Annotated in this window: 27 protein-coding genes; 10 read left to right on the forward strand and 17 right to left on the reverse strand. The window is 71.1% G+C overall.

Annotation, left to right across the window (positions count from 1 at the left end; translation table 11 throughout):
• Positions 1-5 precede the first annotated feature (5 nt).
• The 7 genes from DVS28_RS05945 to DVS28_RS05975 all read right to left on the reverse strand — a co-directional run bounded on the left by DVS28_RS05945 (position 6) and on the right by DVS28_RS05975 (position 5,045).
• On the reverse strand, positions 6-494 hold the full coding sequence (locus DVS28_RS05945) for a hypothetical protein (RefSeq protein WP_114590643.1): 489 nt from the start codon (positions 492-494) through the stop codon (positions 6-8).
• Positions 495-551: 57 nt separating this feature from the next.
• Positions 552-1,148: an urease accessory protein UreH domain-containing protein gene (locus tag DVS28_RS05950; protein WP_114590644.1), complete on the reverse strand. Its 597-nt coding sequence runs from the start codon at positions 1,146-1,148 to the stop codon at positions 552-554.
• A 92-nt stretch (positions 1,149-1,240) separates the two neighbouring features.
• Positions 1,241-2,293: an IS110 family RNA-guided transposase gene (locus DVS28_RS05955; protein WP_114590488.1), complete on the reverse strand. Its 1,053-nt coding sequence runs from the start codon at positions 2,291-2,293 to the stop codon at positions 1,241-1,243.
• Between the two features lie 265 nt (positions 2,294-2,558).
• Positions 2,559-3,359: an aldo/keto reductase gene (locus DVS28_RS05960; protein ID WP_216826426.1), complete on the reverse strand. Its 801-nt coding sequence runs from the start codon at positions 3,357-3,359 to the stop codon at positions 2,559-2,561.
• A 94-nt stretch (positions 3,360-3,453) separates the two neighbouring features.
• Entirely contained in the window at positions 3,454-3,702 is a 249-nt protein-coding gene (locus DVS28_RS05965; protein ID WP_114590645.1) for a DUF7218 family protein, read from the reverse strand.
• 30 nt (positions 3,703-3,732) lie between these two features.
• Positions 3,733-4,497, reverse strand: a complete 765-nt coding sequence (locus tag DVS28_RS05970; protein ID WP_114590646.1) for a hypothetical protein — start codon at positions 4,495-4,497, stop codon at positions 3,733-3,735.
• A complete protein-coding gene (locus tag DVS28_RS05975) occupies positions 4,494-5,045 on the reverse strand; it encodes a MauE/DoxX family redox-associated membrane protein (RefSeq protein ID WP_114590647.1) in 552 nt (183 codons plus the stop codon). Before DVS28_RS05975 ends, DVS28_RS05970 begins: the two co-directional genes overlap by 4 nt.
• Before the next feature lie 101 nt (positions 5,046-5,146).
• Between DVS28_RS05975 and DVS28_RS05980 the strand changes: the two genes are divergently transcribed.
• Entirely contained in the window at positions 5,147-6,415 is a 1,269-nt protein-coding gene (locus DVS28_RS05980; protein WP_216826427.1) for an MFS transporter, read from the forward strand.
• An 18-nt stretch (positions 6,416-6,433) separates the two neighbouring features.
• On the opposite strand, the gene DVS28_RS05985 is transcribed toward DVS28_RS05980, so the two are convergent.
• From DVS28_RS05985 to clpS, 4 genes are all read right to left on the reverse strand, one after another.
• Positions 6,434-7,024 carry a TetR/AcrR family transcriptional regulator gene (locus DVS28_RS05985; RefSeq protein ID WP_164709988.1) on the reverse strand — a complete coding sequence of 197 codons (591 nt, stop codon included), beginning with the start codon at positions 7,022-7,024 and terminating at the stop codon, positions 6,434-6,436.
• Positions 7,025-7,147: 123 nt separating this feature from the next.
• Positions 7,148-8,770 (reverse strand): alpha/beta fold hydrolase, encoded by a 1,623-nt coding sequence (locus DVS28_RS05990; protein WP_164709989.1) that lies wholly within the window; start codon positions 8,768-8,770, stop codon positions 7,148-7,150.
• Positions 8,771-8,888: 118 nt separating this feature from the next.
• Positions 8,889-9,404 carry a DUF2017 family protein gene (locus DVS28_RS05995; protein WP_164709990.1) on the reverse strand — a complete coding sequence of 172 codons (516 nt, stop codon included), beginning with the start codon at positions 9,402-9,404 and terminating at the stop codon, positions 8,889-8,891.
• Positions 9,405-9,406: 2 nt separating this feature from the next.
• The gene (clpS, locus tag DVS28_RS06000) at positions 9,407-9,703 is read right to left on the reverse strand and encodes an ATP-dependent Clp protease adapter ClpS (protein ID WP_114590652.1); all 297 of its coding nucleotides are present in this window, start codon (positions 9,701-9,703) and stop codon (positions 9,407-9,409) included.
• Positions 9,704-9,759: 56 nt separating this feature from the next.
• On the opposite strand from clpS, the gene DVS28_RS06005 reads away from it, so the two are divergent.
• From DVS28_RS06005 to DVS28_RS06015, 3 genes are read left to right on the forward strand one after another with little or no spacing between them, the layout of a single operon-like run.
• On the forward strand, positions 9,760-10,752 hold the full coding sequence (locus DVS28_RS06005) for a hypothetical protein (RefSeq protein ID WP_114590653.1): 993 nt from the start codon (positions 9,760-9,762) through the stop codon (positions 10,750-10,752).
• Complete coding sequence (locus DVS28_RS06010) at positions 10,742-11,479, forward strand: PIG-L deacetylase family protein (protein ID WP_114590654.1); 738 nt, start codon at positions 10,742-10,744, stop codon at positions 11,477-11,479. Before DVS28_RS06005 ends, DVS28_RS06010 begins: the two co-directional genes overlap by 11 nt.
• Before the next feature lie 10 nt (positions 11,480-11,489).
• A complete protein-coding gene (locus DVS28_RS06015; protein ID WP_114590655.1) occupies positions 11,490-11,891 on the forward strand; it encodes a hypothetical protein in 402 nt (133 codons plus the stop codon).
• Between the two features lie 18 nt (positions 11,892-11,909).
• On the opposite strand, the gene ligD is transcribed toward DVS28_RS06015, so the two are convergent.
• From ligD to DVS28_RS28210, 3 genes are all read right to left on the reverse strand, one after another.
• On the reverse strand, positions 11,910-14,525 hold the full coding sequence (gene ligD, locus DVS28_RS06020) for a non-homologous end-joining DNA ligase (protein WP_114590656.1): 2,616 nt from the start codon (positions 14,523-14,525) through the stop codon (positions 11,910-11,912).
• A gap of 35 nt (positions 14,526-14,560) precedes the next feature.
• Entirely contained in the window at positions 14,561-17,173 is a 2,613-nt protein-coding gene (locus DVS28_RS06025) for a cell wall-binding repeat-containing protein (protein ID WP_114590657.1), read from the reverse strand.
• A 166-nt stretch (positions 17,174-17,339) separates the two neighbouring features.
• Positions 17,340-17,888: a hypothetical protein gene (locus DVS28_RS28210; RefSeq protein ID WP_164709991.1), complete on the reverse strand. Its 549-nt coding sequence runs from the start codon at positions 17,886-17,888 to the stop codon at positions 17,340-17,342.
• Between the two features lie 193 nt (positions 17,889-18,081).
• Between DVS28_RS28210 and ku the strand changes: the two genes are divergently transcribed.
• Genes ku through DVS28_RS06055 form a run of 4 tightly spaced genes read left to right on the forward strand, consistent with a single transcriptional unit; the run spans position 18,082 to position 21,604 of the window.
• Positions 18,082-18,960 carry a non-homologous end joining protein Ku gene (gene ku / locus DVS28_RS06040; protein WP_164709992.1) on the forward strand — a complete coding sequence of 293 codons (879 nt, stop codon included), beginning with the start codon at positions 18,082-18,084 and terminating at the stop codon, positions 18,958-18,960.
• A 3-nt stretch (positions 18,961-18,963) separates the two neighbouring features.
• Positions 18,964-19,569 carry an FxsA family protein gene (locus tag DVS28_RS06045; RefSeq protein ID WP_114590661.1) on the forward strand — a complete coding sequence of 202 codons (606 nt, stop codon included), beginning with the start codon at positions 18,964-18,966 and terminating at the stop codon, positions 19,567-19,569.
• Positions 19,566-20,606: a ribosome small subunit-dependent GTPase A gene (rsgA, locus tag DVS28_RS06050; protein ID WP_114590662.1), complete on the forward strand. Its 1,041-nt coding sequence runs from the start codon at positions 19,566-19,568 to the stop codon at positions 20,604-20,606. Before DVS28_RS06045 ends, rsgA begins: the two co-directional genes overlap by 4 nt.
• On the forward strand, positions 20,603-21,604 hold the full coding sequence (locus DVS28_RS06055) for a PD-(D/E)XK nuclease family protein (protein ID WP_164709993.1): 1,002 nt from the start codon (positions 20,603-20,605) through the stop codon (positions 21,602-21,604). The genes rsgA and DVS28_RS06055 overlap by 4 nt, the downstream gene beginning before the upstream one ends.
• 63 nt (positions 21,605-21,667) lie before the next feature.
• On the opposite strand, the gene DVS28_RS06060 is transcribed toward DVS28_RS06055, so the two are convergent.
• The gene (locus DVS28_RS06060) at positions 21,668-22,246 is read right to left on the reverse strand and encodes a hypothetical protein (protein ID WP_216826428.1); all 579 of its coding nucleotides are present in this window, start codon (positions 22,244-22,246) and stop codon (positions 21,668-21,670) included.
• 88 nt (positions 22,247-22,334) lie between these two features.
• Between DVS28_RS06060 and DVS28_RS06065 the strand changes: the two genes are divergently transcribed.
• The gene (locus DVS28_RS06065; RefSeq protein ID WP_216826429.1) at positions 22,335-23,174 is read left to right on the forward strand and encodes an HAD family hydrolase; all 840 of its coding nucleotides are present in this window, start codon (positions 22,335-22,337) and stop codon (positions 23,172-23,174) included.
• A gap of 17 nt (positions 23,175-23,191) precedes the next feature.
• On the forward strand, positions 23,192-24,274 hold the full coding sequence (locus DVS28_RS06070; protein ID WP_164709996.1) for a Fic family protein: 1,083 nt from the start codon (positions 23,192-23,194) through the stop codon (positions 24,272-24,274).
• 13 nt (positions 24,275-24,287) lie between these two features.
• Here the strand turns inward: DVS28_RS06070 and DVS28_RS06075 are convergent, their stop codons facing one another.
• Together DVS28_RS06075 and DVS28_RS06080 are read right to left on the reverse strand one after the other, a co-directional pair.
• Positions 24,288-24,935, reverse strand: coding sequence for an NUDIX hydrolase (locus DVS28_RS06075; protein WP_114590667.1), 648 nt, complete (start codon positions 24,933-24,935; stop codon positions 24,288-24,290).
• A gap of 13 nt (positions 24,936-24,948) precedes the next feature.
• Entirely contained in the window at positions 24,949-26,988 is a 2,040-nt protein-coding gene (locus tag DVS28_RS06080) for an ATP-dependent helicase (protein WP_164709997.1), read from the reverse strand.
• Positions 26,989-27,000: the final 12 nt, after the last annotated feature.

Below are 27,000 nucleotides of genomic sequence, written 5' to 3' on the forward strand. Positions count from 1 at the left end.
GGGCGTCACCTCGAGGGGGCCACGTCTATCCGGGACAGCGCGTCGTTGACCCGGTTGAGCAGGCGACGGGCCTGCCAGTGGCCGCCGAGGACGACGTAGAGGCACAGCGCACGGCCGGCCTCGGTGCAGAAGATCTGGGTGCCGGACTGTCCGGCGATCGGCCGCTGGAGGCCGTTGGGCTGGAAGTCGGCCACCGAGAGCCGTCGGGGCATCGGGCCGGTGTCGAACAGTGCGGTGCCGAGGTTCTCGGGGCCGTACTCGACCAGCGCGATGAACACGTCGTCGTCGCCGAGCAGGTCCACCGCACCGCTGCCGTAGTCCCCCCGCACCTCCGGCAGGGAGGCGCTGGTCAGGTGCAGCACCGGTGGTGTGTGCACCTCGCCGCCGGCCTGCCGGGTCCGGGCCGCCACCCGTTCGTCGACCGCACCACGCTGGACAGCCCCCTCCCACTTGTCCGGTAGCGCGACTCGGAAGCCGTGCGCGTCAAGTTGCATGCGGGTCGTGCAGCTCCCTTCGAGGGACGGGGACGGAGCGGGTGCGGTGGACGATTGTCACCGCAGGACGATCGCGACGGCGACAGCGGCCACGACCAGCTGGCCGAGGCGGGTCACGAGGGATGCCCTCTTTCGTGCCCGATCAACCGTGGCCAGTGTCCGTCGCAGGGCGGCCACCGTCCGGACACGGCCTGCGGCGACCAGCGGCACCGAGCGCACCAACCCGAACACCACGCCGATCAGCGCACCGGCCAGAGGCGACCCAGACACCAGCGCCGTCGCCCACATGACCCAGACGATGCTGGCCGGGACGATGGTGACCACCCCTGCGCCGAGCTGGGCCCCGAATCCGACCCCGTAGACCCACCCGCGGTAGGTCGTCAACCAGCGCTCGTCGACCTGGCGGTGGACCGACGGCACGCCGGTCGTCGCGTCGAGCACCAGCCCGGCGAGGGCCAGCCCGGCCACCACCAGCAGGACGGACCCGTCGGAGGGCATTCCACCGGCGAGCCCCCACCCTGCGGATCCGAGCAGGCCGAGCAGGGCTCCGGTCCCCGTACCCGCCCCTGCGGACCCGACGACGTAGGCCGCGACGGTCAGTGACCATCGCTGCTGGCGGGCGGCCTCCCCGACCGGGGAGATGCTGGACAGCATCGACTCGCCTCAGGGGGACCACTGGGTGCGGACCGCTGCGAGCAGCGCCAGCACCATGCCGAGGACGAGAACAGCCACGCGAATCTCCTATGTCAAGCGGCGAGTGCGACGCAAGTCGCCGGGGCCGGTTGAGGGGTCTGTTGGTCGGTGACCATGGCGCGGTAGACGACGTCGGAGAGGCGTCGTCTCAGCGCCCGGATCGCTTCGGTCTTGGTCTTGCCCTCGGCAAGCTTCTTGTCGACGTAGGCGCGTGCCGGGGGGTGGATGCGCATCTGGGTGATCGCGATGCGGTGCAACGCCACGTTCAGCTGCCGGTTGCCGCCACGGTTGAGCCGGAACCGTTCACGGTTGGATGACCACACCGGGATCGGCGCGGTGCCGTTGACCATCGCGAACGCGGCCTTGGAGTGAAAGCGATCCACTCCAGCGGTCTCGCCGATCAGCTTGGCTGCGGTCAGCGCCCCGCAGCCTGGCAGCGCCAGCAGCGACGGGGCCTGGGCAGCGGTCAGCTCGGCGATCTCCCGCTCCAGGTCGTTGATCCGCACGGTCAGATGGCGGCACCGGTCGATGAGCTCTGTGGCGATGTTGGCCACCGTTCCATCGTGCTCAGCCAGCCTGGCGGTCAGCCCGTCGAGCACCGTGTAGCGGCTGAGGGTCTTGGGGGCGATGTCGTCGATGCGCAGCTCGTGTAGGTGCCAGTGGATCCTGTTGTGGATGCGGGTGCGCTCAGTGACCAGGTCCTCACGATGATCCACCAGCAGGCGGATGGTCCGCTCGGGCCCGTCCAGTCGTGCTGAGGCCAGCTGGGGGTTGCGCAGCGCGGCGATGGCGACCGCTTCGGCATCGATCGGGTCAGACTTGCCGCGCTTGCGGCCGCCGCGGCGGGCCTGGCCCATCAGGCGCGGTGGGACTCGCACGACCGCCTCGCCGGCGCGGATCAGGTCCTGCTCCAGCCGGCGGGTGAGGTGCCGGCAGTCCTCAAGCGCCCAGCAGCGCTCATCGCCGAGCTGTTCAGCCCACGCGACGGCCTTCACGTGGCCGGCCACCGTGGTCTGCACGGTGATGTCATCCAGGACACGGCCTGCATCATCGATGGCGACGATGGTGTGGGTGCGCTTGTGCGCGTCGACTCCGAGCCTGATCATGGGATGTGTCTCCTGTCGTTGATGGGTGACAGGACCGGTCGGTGGACACACCTCAGTTGAGGTCAGGAAACGCCAAGCTCCTATCAAGTCACGCCGGCCGGTCCGACGCCCCCACCCAGCGACACTTCGCGTGGAAGCCATCACCAGAGCGAGGCAGCGAGGCTATGAGCCAACTGGGCGGGGCCTGGGGAGCATGACACTGACGACGAGGGTAGGCCTCGTCGGCGTGGCTGCTCGGTTCGCTGCGGTGCGGGGCCCGCGTGGGTCAGTCCCAGTCGGGACCGAACGGCGGGTCGATCACCCGCTGGTCCTTCGGGAGGTCATCGAGCGCGGCACGGTCGTTGGTCGACAGGGGCTGCATGTCGAGCACGTCGAGGTTGCTGCGGAGGTGGTCCTTGCTGGATGCCTTGGGGATGACGGCCACGCCGTCCTGGTCCAGCAGCCAGCGCAGGGCGATCTGGGCGGGATGGGCGCTGCGGGCACCGGCGACGTTGGTGACGACCGGGTCCTTCAGCAGCTTGCCGCGGGCCAGCGGGGAGTAGGCGGTCAGGGTGATGCCCATTTCCCGGGTGGTCTCCAGCAGCGTCGACTGGTCCAGCAGCGCGTGGTACTCGACCTGGTCGACGACGACGCGAGCCGCCTCTGCGGCCCGCCGGAGCTGGTCGCTGGTGAAGTTGCTGACGCCGAGGTTGGACACGAGGTCGCGGTCGACCAGCTCCTGCATGGCCTCCAGCGTCTCCTCGAGCTCGTCCAGCTCGACGGGCCAGTGGATCAGCAGCAGGTCGACACGGTCCAGGCCAAGGCGGCGCAGCGAGTCCTCGGTGGACGCGATCACCTTGTCGGGGGCGTGGTTGTGGTTGTCCAGCTTGGTCGTCACCCACAGCTGGTCACGGTCGATGTCGGTGCGGGCGATGCCCTCGCCGACGTCGGCTTCGTTGCCGTACATCTGGGCGGTGTCGATGTGGCGGTAGCCCATCTCGATCCCTGCGGCGACGGCGTCGACGCAGGTGCTGCCGGTCAGCTCCCAGGTGCCGAGGCCGAGCGGGGGCATGGTGGTGGGGTTCATCGGTGGGGTCCTTGCCGGTCGGGTGTCGTGGGCGGTGAAGGCACGGGGCAACGGCCGCCGGTGCCCGTGGGCTCGGCGGCCGTGGTGGAAGGGCTCACGTCGAGCGGAGCGCCTCGATCAGCTCGTCCTTGGTCATGTCGGACCGACCCTCGATGTCGAGCTCCTGCGCTCGGTCGTACAGGTCGTCCTTGGACCACTCGTCGTAGGACGGCGACTGGCCGCCCTTCTCCGAGGCGTCGTCGGTGTTGGCGATGGCTGCGGCCTTGGACTTGCTCATCCCGTGGTCGCGCAGCTTCTCGTACTGCTCGTCGTCCTTGATGCTGGGTCCGTGGTTCGTTGCCATGTCCCTTGGGTTCCCGGATCGGGGGGCTGGTCAAACCCGTTCGTCACCCTCGTGGGGGTCGCCATCGGCGTCGCCGCGGGGGTACAGGCTGGGATCGCCGGGGGTGATGCCGGCACGCAGCAGCTCGGCATCGGTGTCGCGTTCCACCGACATGTCGCGCCGGGCCTTCTTGGTCCGGGGGGTGTCGTCGCCCACCCACGCGAGGTCGCCCGTGGCCTGCGCCATCAGGTTGGCGACCTGCTCCCACGTCGTGCCGGTGCCCTCGCCCACCACCCGGCCGGAACGGCCCTCCACCAGCACGGCGTAGGGGGATCCGGGGACGGCGTAGTCGGCCCAGGCCGCGGAGGACATCACGACCGAGGCGCCGTGACGGGGCACGAGCTCGGCCAGCGCCGACGGGCTCTCCTCGTCGAGGTCCTTGGTCACGGCGACGATGCGGATCCGGCTGGGCAGCCCGAGTCCACCGGCCTCGCGCATCGCATCCCAGAAGGTCCGGCAGGTCAGGCAGCCGCTGGAGAGGAACAGCAGCAGGGTGTCGTGCTCGACGTCGACGGTCCGCACGACCCGCGCGCCCCCGTCGAGCGTGCCGCCGGACAGGTCGACCCCGGCGCGTCCGGTCCGGGCACCAGCGGCGGGTTGGGGACCGGTTCGGCGCGTCACCCCCTCCTCCTCGTCCAGGCCTGCACCCAGCCGGTCGAGGGCACGGAGCACCTCGGCGTTGGTGCGCAGCAGCCCGGCCACGAGGACCGCCAGCAGGGCCACGACGACGGCAAGCAGGGCAACGACGACGCTCATGCGGGGCTTCCCGAACGCAGGACGGCAGGGGAGGAGGAGGCGACGGTGGCGTCGGCGGCCCGGACCAGCACCGCTCGCAGCAGCCCGACCGCGGTGACCAGCAGCACCACCCCGGCCAGGGTGCCGAGGACACCTGCATCTGCAGCGACGGTGCCGAGCGGAACGGTGCCCACGACCGCACCGGCAAGTCCGAGGACGGCGAAGACGGCGTTGGTGGCCAGGTGCGTCCGGGTCACGACGGTCGCGGTCGTCCCGAAGCAGCCACAGTCGACCTGCGCCGCACGCTGCCACGAGGCCACGCCGAGCAGCACCGCGTAGACCGCCGCCAGGATCGCCGGGGCGACCCGTCCGCCGACGATCACCACGCCGACGCCGATGGTGACCTCGCCCAACCCGAGGGCGCGGGCGGCGATCCGGCCGGACGGCAGGTGGAGGCGGTGCAGGGTGGCCATCGCCGCGTCGGGCACGGGCACCTTCAGCGCACCGGCCAGCACGAGCAGACCTGCGCCGAGCAGCACGACAGCGGTGACGATCGAGGGGACGTCCATCGCCCGACGAGCCTACCGGCGCCGCTGGTGACGGCCCTGTCCTGCTCGGCTAGTCTCGACCGGCTGTGAGAACGTCACCCTGGGGTCAGTCGTCGAGGTCGGTGCACCTCACCGTCCTCGCGCGGTTCGTGTCCAGCACGGGGGCCGAGGCGGCGTTCTTCATCGGGCTGTGGGGCAAGGCGGCCTACGAGTTCGACGGCACCCCGACCGACCTTGCGATCATGTCGGCGATCATCGGTGTGGCCGCCATGATCGGCTCCGTCGGCGGCGGCGCGCTGGTCGACCGGTTCGACGCCCGCCGTGTCGTCATCGGCGCCGAGGTCGTGTTCGTCCCGGCGACCCTCGCCCTGATCCTGGCCAGCGACCTGCCGAGGCTGCTGGCGCTGGGGACCGTCGTGTGGCTGGCCGGCGCGGTGCTGGAGACCGCCATCACGTCGTTGCCGCCGGCGCTGGTCGACGACGCCGGGCTGGACTCGGCCAACGCCCGGCTGGAGTCGGCCAACTGGTTGGCGCTGGTGGCCGGGCCGGCGCTGGGCGGCCTGATGTTCCCGTTGGTCGGCTTCTCCGGCATCTTCGTGTTCGACGCGGTCACCAGCCTCGTGGCACTCCTGCTCGTGCTCGGCATCAACCTGCCCGACCGGGATGCCGCACGGGCCCCGGCCGACACGCTCGCGACCGGGGGGCCGTTGGATCCGGTCACCGACGCCCGCCCCGGCCCGCTCGCCGATGTGCTGGACGGCATGCGCCTTGCCATGACCAAGCCGGCCATCCGCCTGGTCTTGTTCCTTGCCGCGTTGCCGAGCCTGGCGTTCGGCATGTTCATCGCGCTCGAGCCCCTGTTCTTCCGCGACGTGGTCGGGGCGCCCGTGGAGACCCTCGGGTACGTCAACGCGATCTTCGGGGTCGGCCTGTTCGCCGGATCGATGTGGCTGGAACGACGGGACCGACAGTTCACGACGTTCCGCAACGGGGTCCTGGTCGTGATGGCGTCGGGCCTCGGGTCGGTGCTGTACGTGGCAACCGGTGACCTGCGGGTGGTCCTGATCGGCGCGATCACCTGGTCGATCCCCCTCGGGATCGCGCTGCCGCTCAGCCGGACGCTGGCCCAGCGTGCCGCCGGGCCGACCCACGTGGGACGCGTCACCGGGTTGATCGGGACCGTCTCCTCCGGCGCCAGCCTGCTGCCGATCGTGGTGGCGCCGGTGCTGGCGGCGACCCTCGGCATCCAGCGCGTCCTGCTGGCCGCGGGCCTGCTGGCGACCGTGCTGGCCCCGCTCGCGTGGCGGGCGGCGGCTCGCGAGGACCGGGTGAGCGCAGCCGCGGCGCCGCGTTCGGCGCCGGAGGGCAGCACGACCGAACCGACGGGTTGAGCAGCCCGCCCCGCTGACTCAGTCGGTGCGCTCGAAGCCACCCAGGCCGCGCCACAGCAGGCGGGCGAGCAGGTCGACGGCGTCGTCGGCGCTGATGTCGGGATGGTCGACCCACCAGGTCGCCCCGGCGATGGCGAGGCCGCGCACACCCGTGGCGAGCAGCTCGGCCCCGGCCTGCGACAGGCCGGCGTCGGCGGCGATCAGCTTGGCGACCGCCTCGGCAACCCCCTGCTTCGCGGCGTCGACGCGCTGGGCGATCTCCTCGTCGGCGAAGTCCGCGGTGAGGAACAGCAGCCGGAAGCGCTGGTCCTCGCAGAACTCGAAGAAGGCGCTGATGGCACCGCGTACCCGGGCGCGGTTGTCGGTCGTGCCCTCCAGGGCGCTGGTGACCCGGCGCTGCAGCTCCTCCGTCGCCTCGTCGACGAGCGCGATGTACAGCGCACGCTTGGAGGGGAAGTGCTGGTACAGCACCGGCTTGGACACCCCCGCGGCCTCGGCGATGGACTCCATCGACAGGGTGTGGAATCCGTGGGTGGCGAACTTGTCCCCGGCCACCGCCAGCAGCTGCTCGCGGCGTTGGGGGGCGCTCAGTCGGGCTCGGCGATCCATGACGACGTCCATGTTACCGGTCAGTAACTGTGGAGTGGGTGTGGCCGGACACGAAAATGTTGCGGCGTCGAACGAAACGGCCCCGGACGACAGGTCGCCCGGGGCCGATCAGGACACGCCTGTCTAGTCGGCGATGACCGTCGGGATCGTCACGGTCACGTCGGTCATGCCGACGAAGCCGGGGGTCCGGGAGCCGTGGCCGAAGAACATGTCGCTGGTCGGGCTGACGGTCAGGTACAGCGACTCGCCCTCGTCGATGGTCTCTGCGATGCCGGGCAGGCGCATCTCGATGGCCTCGCCGACCGACGGCACCGGGCCCGCCATGCGGTAGGGCATGACGTTGTTCTGGATCGTCTGGGCGTTGGCCGGGCTGGTGCCCTTGGACAGGGTGAAGAACAGCCGCTGGTCGTAGCCCAGGCCGTACAGGTCCGCCGACAGCTCCGGCACGCCGGCGATGGTCAGCGGGCCCTGTGCGAGCTCGAGGGAGATGGGGGCGCCGGCCATGGTGGCGCCGCCGGTGGCCGGGCCGAGCGTGCCGGTCGGGTCGACCTCCTGCGGCTGGTAGCTGGCCTCGAAGTCGATGTCGGCCTCGGTCAGGCGCAGGCACTCGCTGGACGCGGTGGTGTAGTGGAACGGCTCGCCGTTGCCGAGCAAGCGGGTGTCACCGCCGTTGAACGCGGCGTCGAAGAAGGCCCGTCGGGTCGTGCCGCTGGTGCCGTCGCACTTGTCGCCGCTGCCGGCGTAGCCGACCGGGTAGACGTTGGGCAGGGCGTGGCCGCCGTTGTAGCCGACCAGCATCGAGCGGTCGCGGGCCTCGGGGGTCAACGTCTGGGTGAAGTTGTCCCATGCCTCGTTGAAGATGAAGAGGTTGTCGCTGAAGCCCTGGGTGATCAGCATCGGGATGTCGAGGTGGATCCGGTCACCGTTGTCGTCGACGTACCCGGCCGGGCCGTGCGTCTCGAACTCGGCCTTGAGGTCGTGCAGGCCGGGAACGGTCCCGTCGGCGTACTGCCCGGTCGCGATGCCGTAGGCGAAGCCCTCGCTGATGTAGCGCTCGACCTTGTTGGCGCCGGTGGAGTACAGCAGGGTCAGCCATGCCGAACGGGGCACGTCGTTGGGGGCGAGGGCGGTGTTGAGGTTGTGCCAGGTGATGTCGGGTGCCATGGCGTCCACGCGGGTGGCGCCGTACAGCTGCATCTCCGTCAGGGCGAGCACGTACTGGTAGCCGCCGCCGTAGGACCCGCCCCAGGCGCCCAGCACGGGGTCGCCACCGCGGGCCGGGTCGGCCCAAGGGGAGTCCTGCTCCAGCGACTCCTTGGCCACCCAGTCGAGGCCGGCGATGTAGTCCACGACCGCGATCATGTCGAGGCCCTCGAAGTCGGGGTCCTCGACGTTGCGCAGGCCGCCGGAGGCACCGTGGCCGCGCTGGGTGATCGACACGACGCCGTAGCCGGCGTCGAGCTCGGCCTGGTAGCTGCTGACGTTGGTGCTCTTCGACCCGCCCCAGCCGTGGGAGTGGAGCAGCACGGGGACCGTGTCGCCAGCACCCATCGCCGGCTTGAAGACCTGGATGTCGATGTCGATCCCGTCGGCGGCCAGGGAGGTCACCGTGTGGGAGAAGCTGGCCTGCTCGACGGGCTGCTCGGCGACAGACGGGGTCGGTGCCAGCAGCGCCAGGGCGGCTGCGCCAGCAGCCAGCGCGCTGGCGGCGCGACGGGAGGACAGGGACTTGATGGCAGCACGCACGGGATCGGCTCCTCGGCTCGGGCTCGCGGGGACCCACGAACGCTCGACCACCACGAGGAAGTGGTGGTGTGCTGTTCTTTCGACGCGGACGGCCCGGGTTCCTCCCCGGACCATTCGGTCATTCCTCGTCCGGGAGGGCCCCGTCGAGCAGCAGCACGAGCATCCCCAGCAGCTCACCGAGGTAGGCGAGGATCAGCGCGGCTTCGTCGTCGGCCTCGATCAGCCGCTCCCAGTCCTCCTCGGTGCGGATCCCGACGATCTGCGCCAGGACGAGGCGGCCGTCCTGCAGCACCGCGAGCCACGCCGCGGTCTGCTCCTCGGTGAGGTCGATGCGCCAGATGTCGCGACGCACCGCCCCTGCGCGCAACGACTCCTCGAAGGTGTCCAGCATCGTGCGCTTGGCCTCGGCGAGCAGGTCGATGGCCGTGTCGGCGTACTCCATCTGCTCCAGCGGATCTTCGTAGGCCCGGGGGAACAGCCGTCCGACGACCTCGTCGTGCGGCGTGTCGGCGTCGACCCCGGCGATGACCTCGCGGATGGTGCGCACCATGTCGTCGAGGAGTGCACGTTCGGCGGTCGGCAGGGTCACGCGAACCCCGCCGTCGGCATGGCGAACCAGTCGTGGAAAGCGCACGGTCAGTCCTGGGAGAGGGTGGCCTGCAGGCCGTGGGCGTGCAGTCGGTGGACATCCATCTCGGCTTGCTCGCGCGGACCGCTGGACACGACGGCGCGACCCTCCTCGTGGACCTGCATCATGAGCCGCGTGGCCTCGGCCTTGTCGTAGCCGAACAGCTTGCGCAGGACGAAGACCACGTAGTCCATCAGGGTCACGGGGTCGTTCCACACGATGACGTTCCACAACCGATCCCGTTCGTTGACGGTTTCGGTGTTGGAGACGCGTTCGCGTTCAGGGGCTTCGAGAGGTACAGGCATGCAGTGCCGACAGGCTAACCCTCCTATGCTCATCGCGGTCGTCAATACCCACCGTGATGAACGGAACCACCGTGCCCACCCGCGTCCTCGCCCTGATCTTCGCCCTCCTCGTGCTCGCGGGTGCCTGTGGGAGCGACGGGGACGAGGAGCCGTCGAGCGTCGCCACGGTCGACGTGCCATCCATCGCCGAGACCGCCCCGACGGCGGACGCGACGGTGCCCGAGGCGCCGGAACCCCCCGACGAGGCCGCACCCGCCGAACCGTTCCTGGCCGGGGTGTCGGCGGAGATCGGCGAGGCCCTCGGGTACTGCGCGCAGGGCGCCCGCGACTGGTGCGCGTTCGTGGGGCCACAGCTCACCAACGACCAGCTGGTCGAGATCGAGGACCTCTGCGGCCTGGGTGACGACGAGGCGTGCTCCGCCGCGGCCAACCTGTCGGCGGTCGGGTGGGTCGCGCAGTTCGACGCCCCCGAGCCCGTTGCCACACCGACCACCGAGGAGCCCCCCGCCGAGGAACCCGCCGACGACGGGTTCGGCACCGGCGAGCTGCTGTCCAGCGGGTTCCTGATCGGGGCCGACTACTACCCGTTCGGCACCACCTACGAGGAGCTGGCCGCGGCGCTGGATGCGGCGATCGGTGCGCCGATCAGCGACACCGGTTCGATCCCCATCGACGCGGGCTGCCCTGCGCCGGGCACGGCCTACCGCATCGTGGAGTACACGGGGCTGTCGTTGACGATCCTCGACGAGTCGCCCTACGCCTCGGGCTTCGCCCACGTTGCGGCCTGGACGGCCTTCGCCGAGCTGCCCTCCACCATCGCCCCCTACGCCGTCCTCGGGGACGCACCGGGCCAGCCCATCGTCCCGAGTGCCACCACCGTGTTCGACCTCGAGGTGCAGTTCGGCGACCAGGTGGAGTTCTTCGACGACGAGTTCGGTCCCACCTACGCCCTGGAGGACTCCGGCGGCCGGTTCTTCGGCTTCCTCGACGGCCTGGCCGACGAGGACCTCGTGCAGTCCGTCCTGGCCGGGCAGGGCTGTGGCGAGTAGCACACCACGCAGCTGGGACCCCGCGTCGGGCCTCGACGGGGTCGACCGTGCGCTGGTCGTGATCGCCCATCCCGACGACGCGGAGTTCGGGGCGGCCGGGACCATCGCCGGGTGGACTGCCGCCGGGGTCGACGTGCGCTACCTCGTCATGACCGATGGGGCCAGCGGATCACAGGACCCCGACATGAACCGCAAGCTGCTTGCGGCCAACCGCCACCTGGAGCAGACGGCGGCCTGCAAGCTGCTGGGCGTGACCGATCTGGAGTGGGGTGGGTACCTCGATGGCTGGCTGGAACCGTCCCTGGAGGCGCGGCGCATCGTGGCGGCCGCCATCCGACGGCACCGGCCACAGATCGTCCTGACGCTCGACCCCGAGATGCGGATCACCCCGCGCGGGAGCATCAACCACCCCGATCATCGGGCGGTCGGCGACCTCGTCATGCACTGCATCAACCCGGCCGCCTCGACCAGGTTGTGGGACCCGACCCTGCTGGAGGAGGGGCTGGAGCCGTGGGACATCCGCGAGCTGTGGTTGATGGGCTTCGGCGCGGGGCCCGACCGCGTCGACGTGACCGAGACGTTCGAGACCAAGATCGCGGCCCTGCGCTGCCACGTGTCCCAGCTCGGGGAGCGCGACCCCGAACCGTGGCTGCGCGAGATGGCCGCTCGGGCGGGCGCCGAGGTGGCCGTGGACCTTGCCGAGACCTTCAGGATCCTCCGGTGGTGACCGCCCCGTGATGAACGGCCCCGTCTTTCGTCCCGTCATCAGCGTGGTACGACCCGCTCCCGATGGCCGCAGCATCGAGGTCACCCTCGACCTGGACGGCTGGATCGCCGACGCGGTCGCCGAGGTCGAGGGCGACGACCTGCTGGGGGCCGCCTGCCGCGCAACGTGCGTGGCGGTCGCGCAGTTCCTCCCCCGTTCGGTGCAGGTCGAGATCGCGTTCGTGCAGCACCTGCACGAGCAGGGCGAGGGGCCCGAGGTGGTGCTGGTCGGGGTCGAGCTGGTCGATGCCGGCCCGGACGGCCCGGAGGAGCTGCTCGGGGTCTGCCGGGTCCGCCACGACCGGCAGGTTGCGGCGGTCCGGGCGACGCTGGACGCCCTCGGTCGTCGGCTCAGCCCGTACGTGCCGGACTGACGCTCCGAGGGACGGGGATCAGCGTACGGCGGCCCGGGTCACCGACGCCGGGTCGGCGTCGTCGACCAGCCGACGGTAGGAGGGGGCGCGCAGGCGGCCCTCGCCGGTGACCTCGCCGTACTCGACCTCGGCCACGTGGATCGGGTCGGTCCAGCGTGTCTCGGCATCGCCGCCATCGTCGGCAAGCGGGCTGTCGACGCGTGGACGCTGGTCGAGGAGGTCCTTGAGGCGGGTCCGTTCGGCCGCGTCGAAACCAGTGCCGACCCGTCCCATGTAGCGCAGGCCGTCGTCGTCGTGAGCGGCCACGACCAAGCTGCCGAGGTCGCCTGCGCCGGTGGAGGAGGGCACCCACCCCGCGACGACCACCTCGGCGGTGCGACGAACCTTGACCTTCAGCCAGTCGGGCGAGCGACGCCCCGGCAGGTATCGCGACGTGCGTCGCTTGGCCACGACCCCTTCGAGGCCCTGGGCCTCGGCAGCGGCGTACAGCGCCGTTCCCCGGCCGGGGATCACGTCGCTGCGCACGATCGTCCGGCTCGGGACGAGCACGTCGTCGAGCAGCGCCAGCCGATCCTCCAACGGCATCGCCACGAGCGACTGACCGTCCAGGGCCAGGAGGTCGAAGACCATGAAGTGCACCGGCGTGGCCCGGCGGGCTCGGTCGACCCGGTCACGGCCCCGCAGGTGCATGCGCTGCTGGAGCAGGCCGAAGGAGGGCCGGCCGTCGGGACCCAGGGCCACCACCTCGCCGTCGAGGACCGCGTTGAACGCCAGCACCCGTTCCCACAGGCCCGACAGCTCCGGATACGCGGGGGAGATGTCGTTGCCGTTGCGGCTGACCAGCCGGGTGATCCCGTCGTTGTTGTCCTTGGTTCCGGCGCCCGGCCGCTGGACCGTCGCGACGGCCCGGACCCCGTCCCACTTGACCTCGAACAGCCAGTCGTCGTCGTCGAAGGGGGTTCCCCCGCCGGTGGCAAGACAGGGGGCGATGACGGGTGGAGGGTCGGGCAGCTCGATCAGGTCGGACTTGGCGCGGGTGACCAGCCACTCCCGCTTGCCCTTCTCGCCCCGCCCCACCCGGAAGAGGTGCCATTCGCCCCGGTGGCGGTGGCCGGTCAGGCGGAAGGTGACCTTGCCGTCCTCCCACTCGACGGTCTCGTAGGTGCCGGTGTCCCAGATCCGCATGGCCCCACCGCCGTACTCACCCTCGGGGATGTCGCCGTGGAAGGTCAGGTACTCCAGCGGGTGGTCCTCGGTCTGCATGGCGAGGTGCGGCAGCTCGGGCACGAGCGGCAGCCCCTTGGGCAGCGCCCAGCTGCGCAGCGTGCCGCCCCGTTCCAGCCGCAGGTCGTGGTGCAGCCGGGTGGCCAGGTGGTGCTGGATGACGAACCGCGAGTCGTCGCCCGGCCGGGGGGCCTCGCCGGCGGGTTCGTTGGTGACGGCGAAGTCCCGCATCGAGGTGTAGGTCGACAGCTCACCGGGGTCGGGGTGGTCGTCGGGGCCGTCCGGGGTGGCTGGAGGGTCGGCCGGGCCGGGTGGCTGCCGGCGCGATCGGGGCCCAACTCGCGCATGGGCGGGTTCGGCCCCGATCGTGCCGTTGTCTGCGGCGGTGGCGGCGTCCTTGCGGAGGGAGTGGGAGGGGCCTCGGCGGTCGGCGTCGACGCTGAGCCCCACGGCCTCCATGGCCGACCAGAGGGTCTGCCCGCCCGCGAGCACCGCGGTGAACTCGTCGCCCACCTCCTCCAGCCGGGGCCAGACGTTGGCGATCGTGAAGTCCTGCGGCTCGACGTCGGTGGTCAGCTCCTCCCAGCGCAGCGGCATCGACACCGGCGCCCCGCGATGGGGACGGACGGAGTAGGCCGCCGCGATGTTGCGCCCCTCGGTGTTCATGCCGGCGTCGAGGAAGACCTTCCCCGTGCGGTCGCTGATCTGCCACTCCATCGTCGTGCGCTCGGGGTCGGCCCGGTTGACCAGCCGGCACAGCCGGGTGATCAGCTCCCGTACCTCGGCGAACGTGTGGACCCGATCGATCGGCACGTAGATGTGGATGCCGGTCGCGCCGGACGTGCGTGGGTAGCCGGTCAGTCCGAGCTGCTCGAGGACCACGCGGATCAGCCCGGCGACCTGCTTGACGACGTCGAAGCCGACCTCCATCGGGTCGAGGTCGAAGAAGGCGTAGTCGGGATGGCCGAGCATGTCGACGCGGGAGTGCCACGGGTGCATCTCGATGCAGCCGAGGTTGGCGACGTACACCAGGCTGGCGGTGTCCTGGGCCATCAGGTACTCGATGACCTTGCCCGTGCCGCTCGTCCCGTCGCCGTCGCTGACGACGGGGGCGCGGGGCATCCAGTCGGGCACGTGCCCGGGGGCGTTCTTGGCGTAGAAGAAGTCGCCGTCTGCCCCGTCGGGCATCCGCTTGAGGGTCAGCGCCCGGTCGGCGAGGAACGGCAGGATCCACGGGGCGGCGTTGAAGTAGTAGGCCAGCAGGTCGCCCTTGGTGTACCCCTCCGGCCCCCAGTAGGGCTTGGTGAGGTTGGTGACCTTCTGGCTGACCCCGTCGACGTCCAGCCGCCACGACGTCTTCCCGGTCTGGGTGACCGGCAGGGCTTGGGGGAAGTCGATGGTGGTGACCACGGGTCCCCATCATGGCCCGTCTGACCGCGGGAGGGTCAGCTGGGGTTCCAGCGGTACACCTCCGCATGACCGTCGGGGTCGGCATGCACGTGGTGGGTTGAGACCTCGTCGAACACCACCTGCCCGGTGTCGGCGACGCCGATCCCGTTCGGGCAGTTGGCCGCTCCGTGCACGATCTCCCCCAGGTCGACGCGGATCAGCTGGCCAGTCGCGATGGTGTAGCGGTATACGCCGCAACCTGCCTCGTCGTGGTTGACGAGATCCTCGCTGCTGACGAAGGCCACGTGGGTGCCGTCGGCGGAGATCTGCACACGGGACGATGCGATCGGGCTCGTGCCCGCCGACCCATCGGCTAGACGGTTCAGCAGGGTGGTGGTCCCGGCCTCCCGATCGCGGAGGTACACGGCGCCGGCCACGACCTCGGTCCCGGGGATCAGGTCGGTGGAGCTGGAGTCGAACGCGACGTACCGCCCGTCGCCGCTGATGCCGCGGTAGTCGCCGGCGTTGATGTCGGCGGTGTTCCCGGTTCTGCCGTCCGGGTCAACCGACACCGCCTCGACGGCGCCGGTCTGGCGGTCGAACACGTAGGTGTCCTCGCCATCGTTGATGTCCTCGGGAAGGAGGGCCTCGTCGGTGGTGAACGCGATCCAGCGGCCGTCTCCGGACAGCTCTGCCCGGTCGGTGGGGTTGCTCCCAACCGGTTCCCCGGTCGAGGGGTTGGCCACGACGCCGACGTTCCCGGAGTCGAGGTCGTGCCAGAAGATCCAGAAGCCCGTCCTGAGCCCCCCGCTACCGGTGGGGCTCGGTGCGCGCCCCTGGCCCTGGTAGGTCACCACCGAGCCGTCAGCGTCGATATCGACCTGGTCGACCGTGATCGGGTTGCCCTCGCTGTCCCAGGACACGAATGTGGTTGCGCCTGCATCGAGATCCCGTCGATACGCAATGTGACCGTTGCCGCCGCCATCGACAGGCCCCGCCGGATCCAGGGAGTCGTCGAGCGAGGTGAAGATCAACGAGCCCCCGTCGGCAGCGACTGACAGGTTCGGCGAGCTGCAGTTGCTGCACGGCGCCACGCCCGGGTCCCCTGAGGGGGTGACGTCCACGAGCTCGATCTGTCCGTCAATCCATGCGTAGACGTGGTGGCGGCCGGCCGGAACGTCGGCGAGGACCTGTCCCTCGCTCGTGAAGGCGACCACTGACCCGTCGGCGCTGGTGCTGGGGTCTCGGCCACCCACGCCGGTTCCGTCCGGGCCGACGGACAGCAGGTCGATGCGGTTATGGCCGCTGGCGATGAAGGTGACCGTCATTGTCTGCCGGTCGCCCTCGATCGGCTCGACTCGGATCTCGAAGTCGCACGGTCCTGCGGGGACGGCGGCGCTGACCGCCAGCGTCAGCATGGTGCCAGGCAACGGACCGGGGTCGTCAGGACGGATCGGTGTGGTGACGCTGTTCGGCCCCAGGCACGTGCCGGTGACGAACACCTCGTCGACGGTCCCCTCGGCGGCGGAGAGCGTAGCGGTGATCGGCTGGGCGGCATCCACCGTCGAGCCGGCGGGCGGGTCGAACGTGATCCCGCCGTCTTCGGCCGGGGGCAGGCCGAGCGCCAGCCGTGCCTGCTCGCACACCGACGGGACGGTCACGCAGGTGATGCGGATGCCCTGGGGGTCCTGCGCCCAGCCGCCCGCCCCGGCCTCGAGCCACTCCACCGTGGCCGGCGGCAGCTGGGTCCCGGTGGCCAGCACGATGGGGGCATCGAAGGCCGCAGAGTGGGCACCCGCGGCGAACCCGCCGGCCCACGCATCGGGTGTCTGTCCCTGCACCAGGACGACCCGGTCGACATCCGCGGCGGTCTGGGCGCCGAGCTTGTCGGCGATGGCGATCGCGGTACCGGCACGGCTGTCCCCGGCCAGCCGCTCGGTGACCATGCCCATCGCCTGCAGCTCCTCCTCCACCGCTTGGCTGATCGCGGCGGTGCCGCCGAGGATCTCCACGGTCCGGACCGGGCTGGCCTCGAGGTAGGCACGGGTGGCTGGGGTGAGGGCCTCGGTGGCGGTCAGCAGGATCGGCCAGCCGGTCTCGGCGGCCATCCCCCCACCGGCGAGGGTGTCGGCGAACCCCTGGGACGGGTCGGTGGCCCCAGCGGCGCCGAACGCGCGGGCCAGGATGACGGTGTCGGCCTGCGGTGCCTCGGCCTGGGCGACGGCGATCGCGGTCTCGATGCGGGAGCCGCCCGCTCGCCTGTCGGTTGCCAGCCCCATGGCCTGCAGCTCCTGCTCGACAGCTGTCGACACGGCTGCGGTTCCGCCGAGGACCACGGCGGCGGCGGGATCAAGCCGCTCGATCTCCTCCCGCACCTGTGGAGGGATGGGTCCGTTGGTCGGGACCAGCAGCAGCGGTCGGTCGGCTTGCATGACCCCCGACGCCAGGGCGTCGGCGAACTCGTCGTCTCGGCTGACGACCACGCTGGAGGGCGGGGCCGCGAACGTCGACTGGCTCAGCGCAACGGCGATCTCCACGTTGGAGATCCCGGTCTCCTCCTTGACCACGGCCAGGGTGTCGGCAGGGAACTGTGTCTGCCCCACCACCGGCGCCGCCAACGCTGCTGTCGTCGCCAACGCCACCAACACGGTCTCGAGCTTTCCTGGCATCTGGGCCCCCCTACCTCGTCACGATGCGGAATCGGAGCAATGTAGACCCCGGTGGTGGGGTCGCGCCACCACTTCTCGAGCCTCCGCCCGGCGTCGTGTGGACGCCTTGGGTGCGGACACAACAACGGCCCGGCCGAAGGGGCCGGGCCGTCGAGCGCGCTGGTGGCTAGCTGACGCGAATGTCCATGTCGTAGGTGCTGCCGGGCGAGGCGAACACGACGACCTCGACCATCAGGTACTTCACCGGGTTGGCCGCCGTGGTCTTGGTGGACGCCCACACGCTCTCCGCGTCGCCGGGGTTGTTGCCCGACTGATCGCCGGCCTGGTCGTAGATGTTGCCGTCGACATCGGAGTGGTAGACCCGCAGGTCGAAGTCCGCGACCGGCACGGAGTAGTTGTCGATGACGACGGTCACATTCACCGTGTCGGTGATGGTCGGGTTGTCGGCGATCTCGGTGTCGGTCAGGCCACGAACGGCCAGGAAGACGCGCTCGCACTGGGCCTCGGGCGTGCCCTCGCAGGAGTACTCAGTCGCGGTGCCGTCGAGGAAGAACGGGACGTTGGTGCCGACCTGCGGTTCGCTGGTGAACGAGGCGGTCGTGTTGGTTTCGTCGTCCAGGTCGTAGCTCTGGGCGGGTTCGGGGGCGGCGCCCGCGGGGAGGGCGAGGGCGCCGATGACGAGGATGGCCATCAGGAGGGCCGGGAAGCGCTTCATGTCGTTTGTGCTCCTTGCAGAAGGTGATGAGGCGAGAGATGCACACATCCCCCGGGTGGCCATTCGTTCGACACGCACCCCACGGTCTCCTGCACGTGAACTGAACTGGCTTCTGCGGGTGGTCGCGCTGGGTCCGAGCCGTCGGTTGTGGGCGGGCATGGCGCACCCCCGGGTCAGCCGCGATAGTGGGACCATGCCGAGAACCCTGTGGAAAGGCACGTTGTCCTTCGGCCTGGTCACCATCCCGGTCGGGCTGTACACCGCGACGGAGAACAAGTCCCCGTCGTTCAACCAGCTGCGCCGCGGGGACAACTCGCGGATCGGCTACAAGCGCGTCGCCAAGGCCGACGACACCGAGGTCGGCTACGACGACATCGTGAAGGGGTTCGAGTACGAGAAGGACCGCTTCGTGGTCTTCGAGCCCGACGAGATCGCCTCGCTCCGCCCCAAGTCCAGCCGGGTCATCGACATCGAGTCGTTCGTGCCGCTGGAGGAGATCGATCCGATCTACTTCGACAAGCCCTACTACCTGGGCCCCGAGGAGACCGGCGCGAAGGCCTATGCCCTGCTGTCGTCGGCGATGAAGGAGTCCGGCAAGGTCGCCCTGTGCCGCGTCACCATGCGCGACAAGGAGCACATGGCCGTCCTGCGGCTGGTCGAACGGCCCGGCACCGGAACCGAGGGGGATGACGACGCCGGCGACGACGAGCCGGTCCTGGTCCTCAACACCATGCACTGGCCCGACGAGATCAGGGAGTTCTCGCTGTCCGACGTGGGCATCGACGAGATCCCCGAGCCGCGCCAGGCCGAGGTCGACATGGCGCTGACGCTGATCGAGAACTACTCCGGCAGCTTCTCGCCCGAGGAGTACGTCGACACCTATCGCACCCGCGTGATAGACGCGGTCCAGGCCAAGGTCGAGGGCGAGGAGATCGCCGTGGTGGAGGAGGACGAACCTGCCTCCGTGCTGGACCTCATGGCGGCCCTCAAGGCGTCGGTGGAGTCCTCCAAGGGCGGCAAGTCCGATGCTGGCACGTCCGAGGACGCCGACGCCGACGCGAAGGCCTCCTGACCCATGGCGCTCGTCCTCGTCCTCTGTTTCGTCGTCATCCCGCTGGTCGAGGTGACGGTGATCGGACAGGTCCAGGACCTGCTCGGCTGGCCCTACACCATCGCCATCCTGGTCGCGGACTCGATCCTCGGGGCGATGCTGGTCAAGCAGGAGGGCACCCGTGCCTGGCGTCGGTTCGGGGAGGCGCTGGCCGAGGCCAAGGCCCCGGCGTCGGAGGTCGTGGACGGCGCCCTGATCCTGTTCGGCGGGGCGTTGCTGCTGACGCCCGGGTTCGTGACCGACATCGTCGGCCTCGCCTGTGTGCTCGGGCCGACGCGCTCGTTGCTGAACCGGCTGCTCATCACACGCTTCGCGATCGCTTCCGGTCCGCTCGGGTCGATGTTCCTGCTGGGCAACCGGGGTCCGGTGGACGCCAACGCCGGCCGCAGGGAGCGGCGACGCGGTGGCCGACGCGGCCGGCGGGACAGCGACGCCGAGCCGCCGACGTCGCCCCCACCGCCGCGCAGCACCCCCGGGTCAGGCAGCGGCACGGGCTCCGAACCGCCGGACGTGATCGACGTCGAGGTGCTGGACGTTCGGCGCAACCCTCGCCGGCCCGAGGACGGATGAGCGACGAGGCCATCACCGCGGTCCAGGGCGGCGAACTGTTCGGGTTGGAGGGGCTGGGCTGGGACGCCGGCTGGGCCGACCTGCAGCACGACGCCGAGGTCGGCGCGGGCACCGACCCGCGCGCAGGGAGGATCGCCCGGACCCACCGGGTGGGCTTCGACGTGTTCACCCGTGCCGGCCGGCTGTTCGCGGTGACGAAGGCCCGTCAACGCGATCCGATGCGTGCGCCGGCGACGGGGGACTGGGTGGTCCTCGCCGACGTCGCCGACATCGACGAACCCGTCATCGCAGGCGTCCTGGATCGACGCTCTGCCGTGGTTCGGCGGGATCCGGCCGACCGTGCCGCCCCGCAGGTGCTCGCCGCCAACGCCGACGTCGTCGCCGTCGTGCAGGGCGCCGACCGGCCCATCAACCCCCGCCGGCTGGAGCGACAGCTGGCCGTCGCCCACGGCAGCGAGGCACGGGTGGTCGTCGTGCTCAGCAAGTCCGACCTGGACCCCGATGGCGATGTGGCCCGCCAGCTCCGACAGGCGGCCATCGGCCAGGAGGTACTCGTGACGGGCGCGAACAGCGGCGTCGGCATCGACGAGCTCGATGCGATGACGGAGGGCTGTCGCACGCTGGTGCTGCTCGGTGAGTCCGGGGCCGGCAAGTCCTCGCTGGTCAACGCCGTGCTCGGCCACGAGGCCACCGCCGTCGGTGTCGTGCGTGAGGGGGACAGCAAGGGTCGCCACACGACCACCCGGCGCACGTTGCTGCCGCTGCCGACCGGCGGTGCCCTGCTCGACACGCCGGGGGTGCGTGCCGTGGGACTGTGGCCGGGGTGGGCCGATCTCGATGCCGTCTTCCCCGAGATCGCCGAGGCCGCCGAGAGCTGCCGGTTCTCCGACTGCAGCCATCGACGCGAACCCGGGTGCGGGGTCACCGGCGCGGTCGAGGACGGGACGGTCCTGGCCGACCGGATCGAGGCATGGCGGGCGCTGGACGACGAGCTCGAGGCGACCCGGACCGAGGTCGAGCGCAAGGACTGGCGATGACCGACGGGGGAGCGGTGCCCGGCGGAACCGTGGTCGGCGGGCTGGACCTGGACGAGCTGGCCCCCGCGCAGCGCCGCATGGTCGAGGGCCTCATGGCGGTGGGGACCCCACGACCACCCTTCGACCCCGAGCGTGCCGGACGCATCCGCGCCATGGTCGAGAGCCGCATCGCCGAGGCCGTGGAGGGACGGCCGGCCGACGCCCAGCGCGTCGTGCTCGGGAAGACCAAGCTGGACGCCCTGGGCTGCGACGGTCGTTACCTGGACATGCTGGCCACCCCGTTCGAGTGGTCGGCCCCGACGGTGCGTGGCCAGCTGGTCCACGGGTCGATCGAGCTGGACCACCAGACCGGCCGCCAGCACACGGTGGTCGACCTGATGGACGATTCGTGGGAGCAGTTCCGCCACTCCGGCGACTCCGCGCTGGCGTTCACCAGCGACCTCACGCACCTGGAGTCCGAACGCATGAAGGCCGACGCGGTCACCGCCGTGGAGGAGTTCCGCGCCGTGTTCCCTCCCCTCCCTCGATCGTGGTCCATGGTGTGGGAGCCCACGATCGCCGCCCGGTTCGGGGCGGGCGCGGTCACGGTGAAGGGCAAGCCGGACCTGGTGCTCGGACGCCCGCACCCCAACGAACGCCGGATGCTCCTCGCGGACCTGAAGACCGGGGCACGGTCGGGCAAGGACCGCGCCGACATGCGGATCTACGCCCTGCTGGCGACCCTGAAGTACGGCCAGGCCCCGTTCCGGGTTGCGACCGTCTACATCGACGAGGGGGCCTTCGAGCACGAGGACGTCACCGACGACGTGCTCGAGGCCGCCGCGCGGATGCTGGCCGAGCGACTGAACACGGCGCTGCGGCTGACCGACCGCCCCGAGGCGGTCCACCTGACGGCGGGCCCGGCCTGTCGCTGGTGCGGGCTGGCCCCCACCTGTCCGGAGAAGCAGCGCTGGGACGACGAACGCGCCGACACGGCCGCGGAGGCCCTCCCCTTCTGACGCCGGCCGAGCGCGTGTCGGGAAACTGCGGCGGGCGGCCCAGAATCCGACACGCGTCGTGGGTCAGGGGGCCTCGAGGACCGTGACGACGTCCTCGCCGTCGCGCTCGACGGTCAGCCGTCCACCGCCCAGGCGAACCCGACGACGGGCGAGCTCGACCCAGGGGCCGTCCTCGCGGCCGTCGCGGGTCACCACGGTCATGCGCAGGCGGCCGGGTTCCCCCGCGGCGTCGAGCCGTCGCAGCGACCCGCCCCGCATGACCGCGTCGGCCACGACGTCGTGACAGGCGTGCACGATCCCCTCCACCACCACCGTGGGCAGCTCGGTCGGGGCGGTCACGCGCATCTCGAGCCCCTGTTCGGGGTCGGCCGCACGCTCGAAGGTGTCCTGCAGGTGCAGCTCGAACGCGTCGGCCTCGAGCGGGACCCGCGTCACGGCCCACATGATGTCGCGGGACAGCTGGCCACCGGTCGAGACCGCGCTCAGCCCCTTGTCGAACATCGGACCGGACCCGCCGGAGGACTCCAGCAGCAGCCGAGCCGCCACGAGCTGCTGGACCGGGCGGTCGTGGAGGACCTGCGCAATCGTGGCCAGCAGGCCGTCGACCACCTCCAGCGGTACGCCAGCGCGATCGTCGCCCATCATGCGGTCTGTCGATCCCTGAGCCATGACCGGCCAGCATGACACATCGCGTGGGGCCCGACGGTGCATGCGCACCTGCACGGCCGGGATGGCAGACTCCAGCCTCGTCATGCCCGATACCCCCGCTGCCGCATTCTTCGACCTCGACCGCACGCTCATGTCGGGTTCGTCCGCCTTCTACTTCGGCAAGGCGGCGTACCGCGAGGGCCTCTTGCCCATGAGCCGGCTGTTCGTCGACGGGTCCGCCGCGTTGATGTTCAAGCTCTTCGGCGCCAGCGACGAGCAGTCCGAGGCCATCCGCGACCGGATCCTCGCGACCGTCGCCGGGGTCGAGGCCCAGACGCTGACGTCGCTCGCGCCGCAGGTCATCGAGGAGCTGCTCCCGCAGATCCGTCCCGAGGCCGACGCGCTGCTGGACATGCACCGCGAGGCCGGACGCGACGTCTACATCATCTCCGCCAGCCCCATCGAGATCGTCGGCGAGCTGGCCTCGGCGCTGGAGATCACCGGCGGCCTGGGGACCCAGAGCGAGATCGTCGACGGCGTCTACACCGGACAGCTGGCCGCGCCGTTCTGCTACGGCGAGGGCAAGGCTGACGTCATCCGCCGCCTGGCCGCGGAGAAGGGCTACGACCTGGGGCGTTGCTACTCCTACTCCGACTCGGCGTCGGACCTGCCGATGATGCAGATCGTCGGTCATCCGGTGGCGGTCAACCCGGACCGGTCGCTGATGTCGATCGCCCACCGGCGGGGATGGCCGGTCGTGGAGTTCAACCGCACCCGCAAGCAGGTCACCCGCAGCGCCGCCGTGGGCCTGCTGGCCGCCACCACCGGTGCGGCCGGGGTGTACGCCGGCATCCGGATCGGCGAGGCCAACGTGCAGCGGACCGTGTCCCGCACGCTGGGCCTCGACGGCAAGCGCAGCTGACCACCCTGACCGCCGCCATGACCTCCCCGATCACCTACTCCCACCACCTGGTGGCCCTGACCGCCCGTGCACAGGCGGCCAACGCCCGGCTCGCCGGCGCCGACCCCGATCGTCGTGCGGCCCGTGTGGCCGTCGCCCGACCCCGCGCCGCGGCCCTGTCGGTCTGGCTGGACGGCAGCCCGCTGGAGGAGTCCACCGCTGCCGACGTCGACGCCGGACGGATCCCGCTGCTGGAGCAGCCGCCCACGCCGGTGACCGGCGGGTGGGCACGAGCCCTGCAGCTTGACGCCATGGAGACCCAGGAGGTCGCGGCCGTCGAGTACGCCAACCTCCGTCGGGTCGAGGACGTCGAGCACGAGCTGGCGGCCGCCGCGCTGGCCCACCCCCTGGACACCCTCGGACGGCTCCACGGCATCATCAGCCAGGGCCTCGTGCTGCCCGAGGTCATCGGTCGGTACCGCGTGACCGAGCAGGCGGTGCACGACGGCACCCAGGGGATGATGATCTACAGCGCCGCCGCGCCGGACGCGGTGCCTGCGGCGATGGAGGCGCTCGGTACCTGGATCAGCCGGCGGGCGATCACCGTCCCGCCGGTGATCCTCGCGGGTGTCGTGCACGAACGGTTGCTGGAGCTGCAGCCCTTCGAGGCCGGCAACGGTCGGGTCGCACGGGCGTTCACCCGCATCCTGCTGGTGGCCAGCGGCATCGACACGCATGGTGCTGCCGTCCTCGAGCAGCCGCTGGCCGACGACGCCGGCGCCTACTACGCCGAGGTCGCGGCGACCCTCCGGCGGCAGGGCGACCTGACCCGCTGGCTGGAACGCCACACCGCGGCCGTTGCCCTGGCGCTGGAGACCGCGGCCGATGCCGTCGATCCCGAACCCCGCCCGGCCCCGCCGGAACGCGGTCGCCCGACGGTGGAGGAGCTGCCAGCCCGCGGCGAGCTGACGGTCCGCGACTACGCCACCCGTGTCGGCGTCGACCTGCGCACCGCCATGGCCGACCTGCACGCCTTCGTCCGCGCCGGCGAGCTGGTCGACCTGCCCGGCGGCGGTGGCCTCCGCTTCGCCCGTCCCGCCGAACAGCCCGACCGGGGCTGAGGGCCACTCGCAGTCACACCAGGGGGCCCTCGTCGAGCAGGACCAGCTCGGAGGAGGTGAAGCGGTGCAGGGCTGCGGGACGGTGGGAGCCGCGGCGCATCCCCCCGGTTTCCTCCAGCAGGCCGAGCCCACGGACCTTCTTGCGGAAGTTCCGCTTGTCCAGCGCCATCCCGAGCACGGCCTCGTAGACCTGCTGGAGCTCCGACATGGTGAACTCCTCCGGCAGCAGGCCGTAGGCGATGTTGGAGTACGACAGCTTGCTGCGGACCCGGTCCAGCGCCGCGTCGAGGATCCGGTCGTGATCCCACGCCAGGGGCTGCGGACGGTCCGTCGCCGACCGCCAGCGCCACTCCTCGCTGGGGGCGAACGGGCGGTGGACCAGCGCGAGGTGGGTGACGCTGACCGTGCGCTGGTCGGGCATCCGGTCGGGGGCACCGAAGGACGCGACCTGCTCGACGTGACGGGGGTCGTGCAGCCCCACCTCGCCCATCACCCGCCGGGCGGCGTCGTCGAGGTCCTCGGCCTCCCCGAGCACGTCGCCGGGCAGCCGCGGGGGCCTCGTGTCGTGGAGGAGCGTCTGCACCGTCAGGTTGCCGGTCTCGTCGCCGCTGGCGGGGGAGAGGCTCAGCACCACCACGTCGACATGGACCCGGACCGTCACCGCCGTCGTCCGGTCACGTCGGCCGTCCCGCGATCATGGCCAGCACGTCGCTGCCGTAGCGGTCGGCCTTCGCGGGGCCGAACCCCTTGACGCCGAGCAGGGCCGTCCGGCTGCCCGGGCGGCGTTGCGCCAGGTCCAGGAGGGTCGCGTCGTTGAACACCACGAACGCCGGGACCCCATCGGTCCGGGACCGTTCGCGTCGCCAGTCCCGCAGCCGCTCGACCAGCATCTCGTCGACGTCCCCCGGCAGGTCGGCGAGGGCCGACTGCTTGGGACCGGACGCCTTCTTCTTCGCCCCCGGCTTGGGCGCACCCGGTCCGAGCCCGTACAGGAAGCGGCTGGGGCGCCGCGAGACCGGCTTGCCCTTGCGGTTGGGCCGTTTCTGGACCCAGGTCAGCCACAGCCACCGCCGCGCCCGGGTGACCCCGACGTAGAGCAGCCGTCGTTCCTCGTCGACCTCCTCGTCGGTCTTGGCGTGGCTGATGGGCATCAGCCCCTCCTCCAGGCCCACGAGGAACACCGCGTCGTACTCGGTGCCCTTGGCCCGGTGCATGCTCATGAGGGTGACGGCCTCGGCCGTCCGGTCGCTGCCCGAGGCGGCGCGGGCCTGCAGCTCCTCGGCGATCCCCACGAGGTCGAGGCCGTCGTCGGCCAGGCCTGCGGCTTCGTCACGGATCGCCTCGATGGTCTCCCAGCGCTCACGTGCTCGGCGACCCTGCGGCGGACGGTTGGGTCGCCACGCCAACGCGTCGCGCAGCACCTCCTCGACGTCGGCGATCACGTTGGGGTTGGCGACCGGCGCGTCGACCACGGGCGGTGCGACGGTGCCCGACGGTGGCGGGGCGGTCGTCGCGGCTCGTACGAGCGCCCCGATCGCCTGGGTGACCTCCGCACGGCTGTAGAACGACCCCTCGCCACGCACCGACACACGGATGCCCGCCTCGCGCAGCGCTTCCTCCCACGCGGCGGCCTGCGCGTTGATCCGGTAGCAGATCGCCATCTCCGAGAGGGGCACATCGGCTTTCTGCAGGGTCTGGATGGCCTTGACGACCACGGCCTGCTCGGCCTCGTCGTCGGCGCGTTCCAGCAGCAGGGCCTCGGGGGCGCCCTCGGACTCGATCGTGGGGACCAGGTCCGCCGCGCGACGCCCGAGGACGCGGTTGGCCAGGGTCAGCACCTGCGCGGTCGAGCGGTAGGACCGGTTCAGCTGGACGCTGGTCGTGCCCGGGTACGCCTTGGGGAAGTTCTGCAGGTAGCGCGCGTCCGCACCGGTGAAGGAGAAGATCGTCTGGGCCGGGTCGCCGACGACGCACACGTCGTCGCGGTCGCCCGCCCACGCCCGGAGGAGGTTCCACTGCAGGGCGTTGGTGTCCTGGAACTCATCGACGGTGAAGGCGCGGTAGCGGTCGCGGATCGAGGCGGCCGGTTCGTCGAGGTCCATCAGCTCGCGCGACAGCCGCAGCATGTCCTCGTAGTCGATGGCACCCCGGCGGGCCTTCTCGTCGGTATACCCCCGCACCACCTCGGCGAGGGTGGCGGCGTCCAGCAGCTCGTCACGGCCGCTGGCGGCCACGGCCTCGGCGTCGAGGCCAGCGTTGGCGGCCCACTCGACCTCGCTCGCCAGGTCGCCCGCGTCCACGTTCAGCCGTCGGGCGGTGCCGATCAGCAGCGGGATCTTCGATCCGAGCACCTCCGGGAGCGGCTCGTCGGACAGGTGGGGCCAGAAATGGCGGACCTGCGCCCAGGCCGCCGCGTGGAACGTCACGGCTCGTACCGACACGCCGTCCATGCCCAGCTCGCTGCAGAGGGCGGCGATCCGGTCGCGCATCTCCGCAGCAGCACGTTCGGTGAAGGTGACGGCGAGGATCTGGGACGGGACGAAGGCGCCGGACAACAGCTGGGCCGCGATGCGATGGGTGATCGTGCGGGTCTTCCCCGTGCCCGCGCCGGCGAGGATCCGCACCGGCCCGGTCACCGCGGCAGCGGCACGCGCCTGCTCGGGGTTCAGGCGTGCCAGCAGGTCCTCGGGGACGGCGGGCTGTGAGGAGGGCATGGACGGGGTGCT

The organism is Euzebya pacifica (genome assembly GCF_003344865.1).
Lineage (GTDB): Bacteria > Actinomycetota > Nitriliruptoria > Euzebyales > Euzebyaceae > Euzebya > Euzebya pacifica.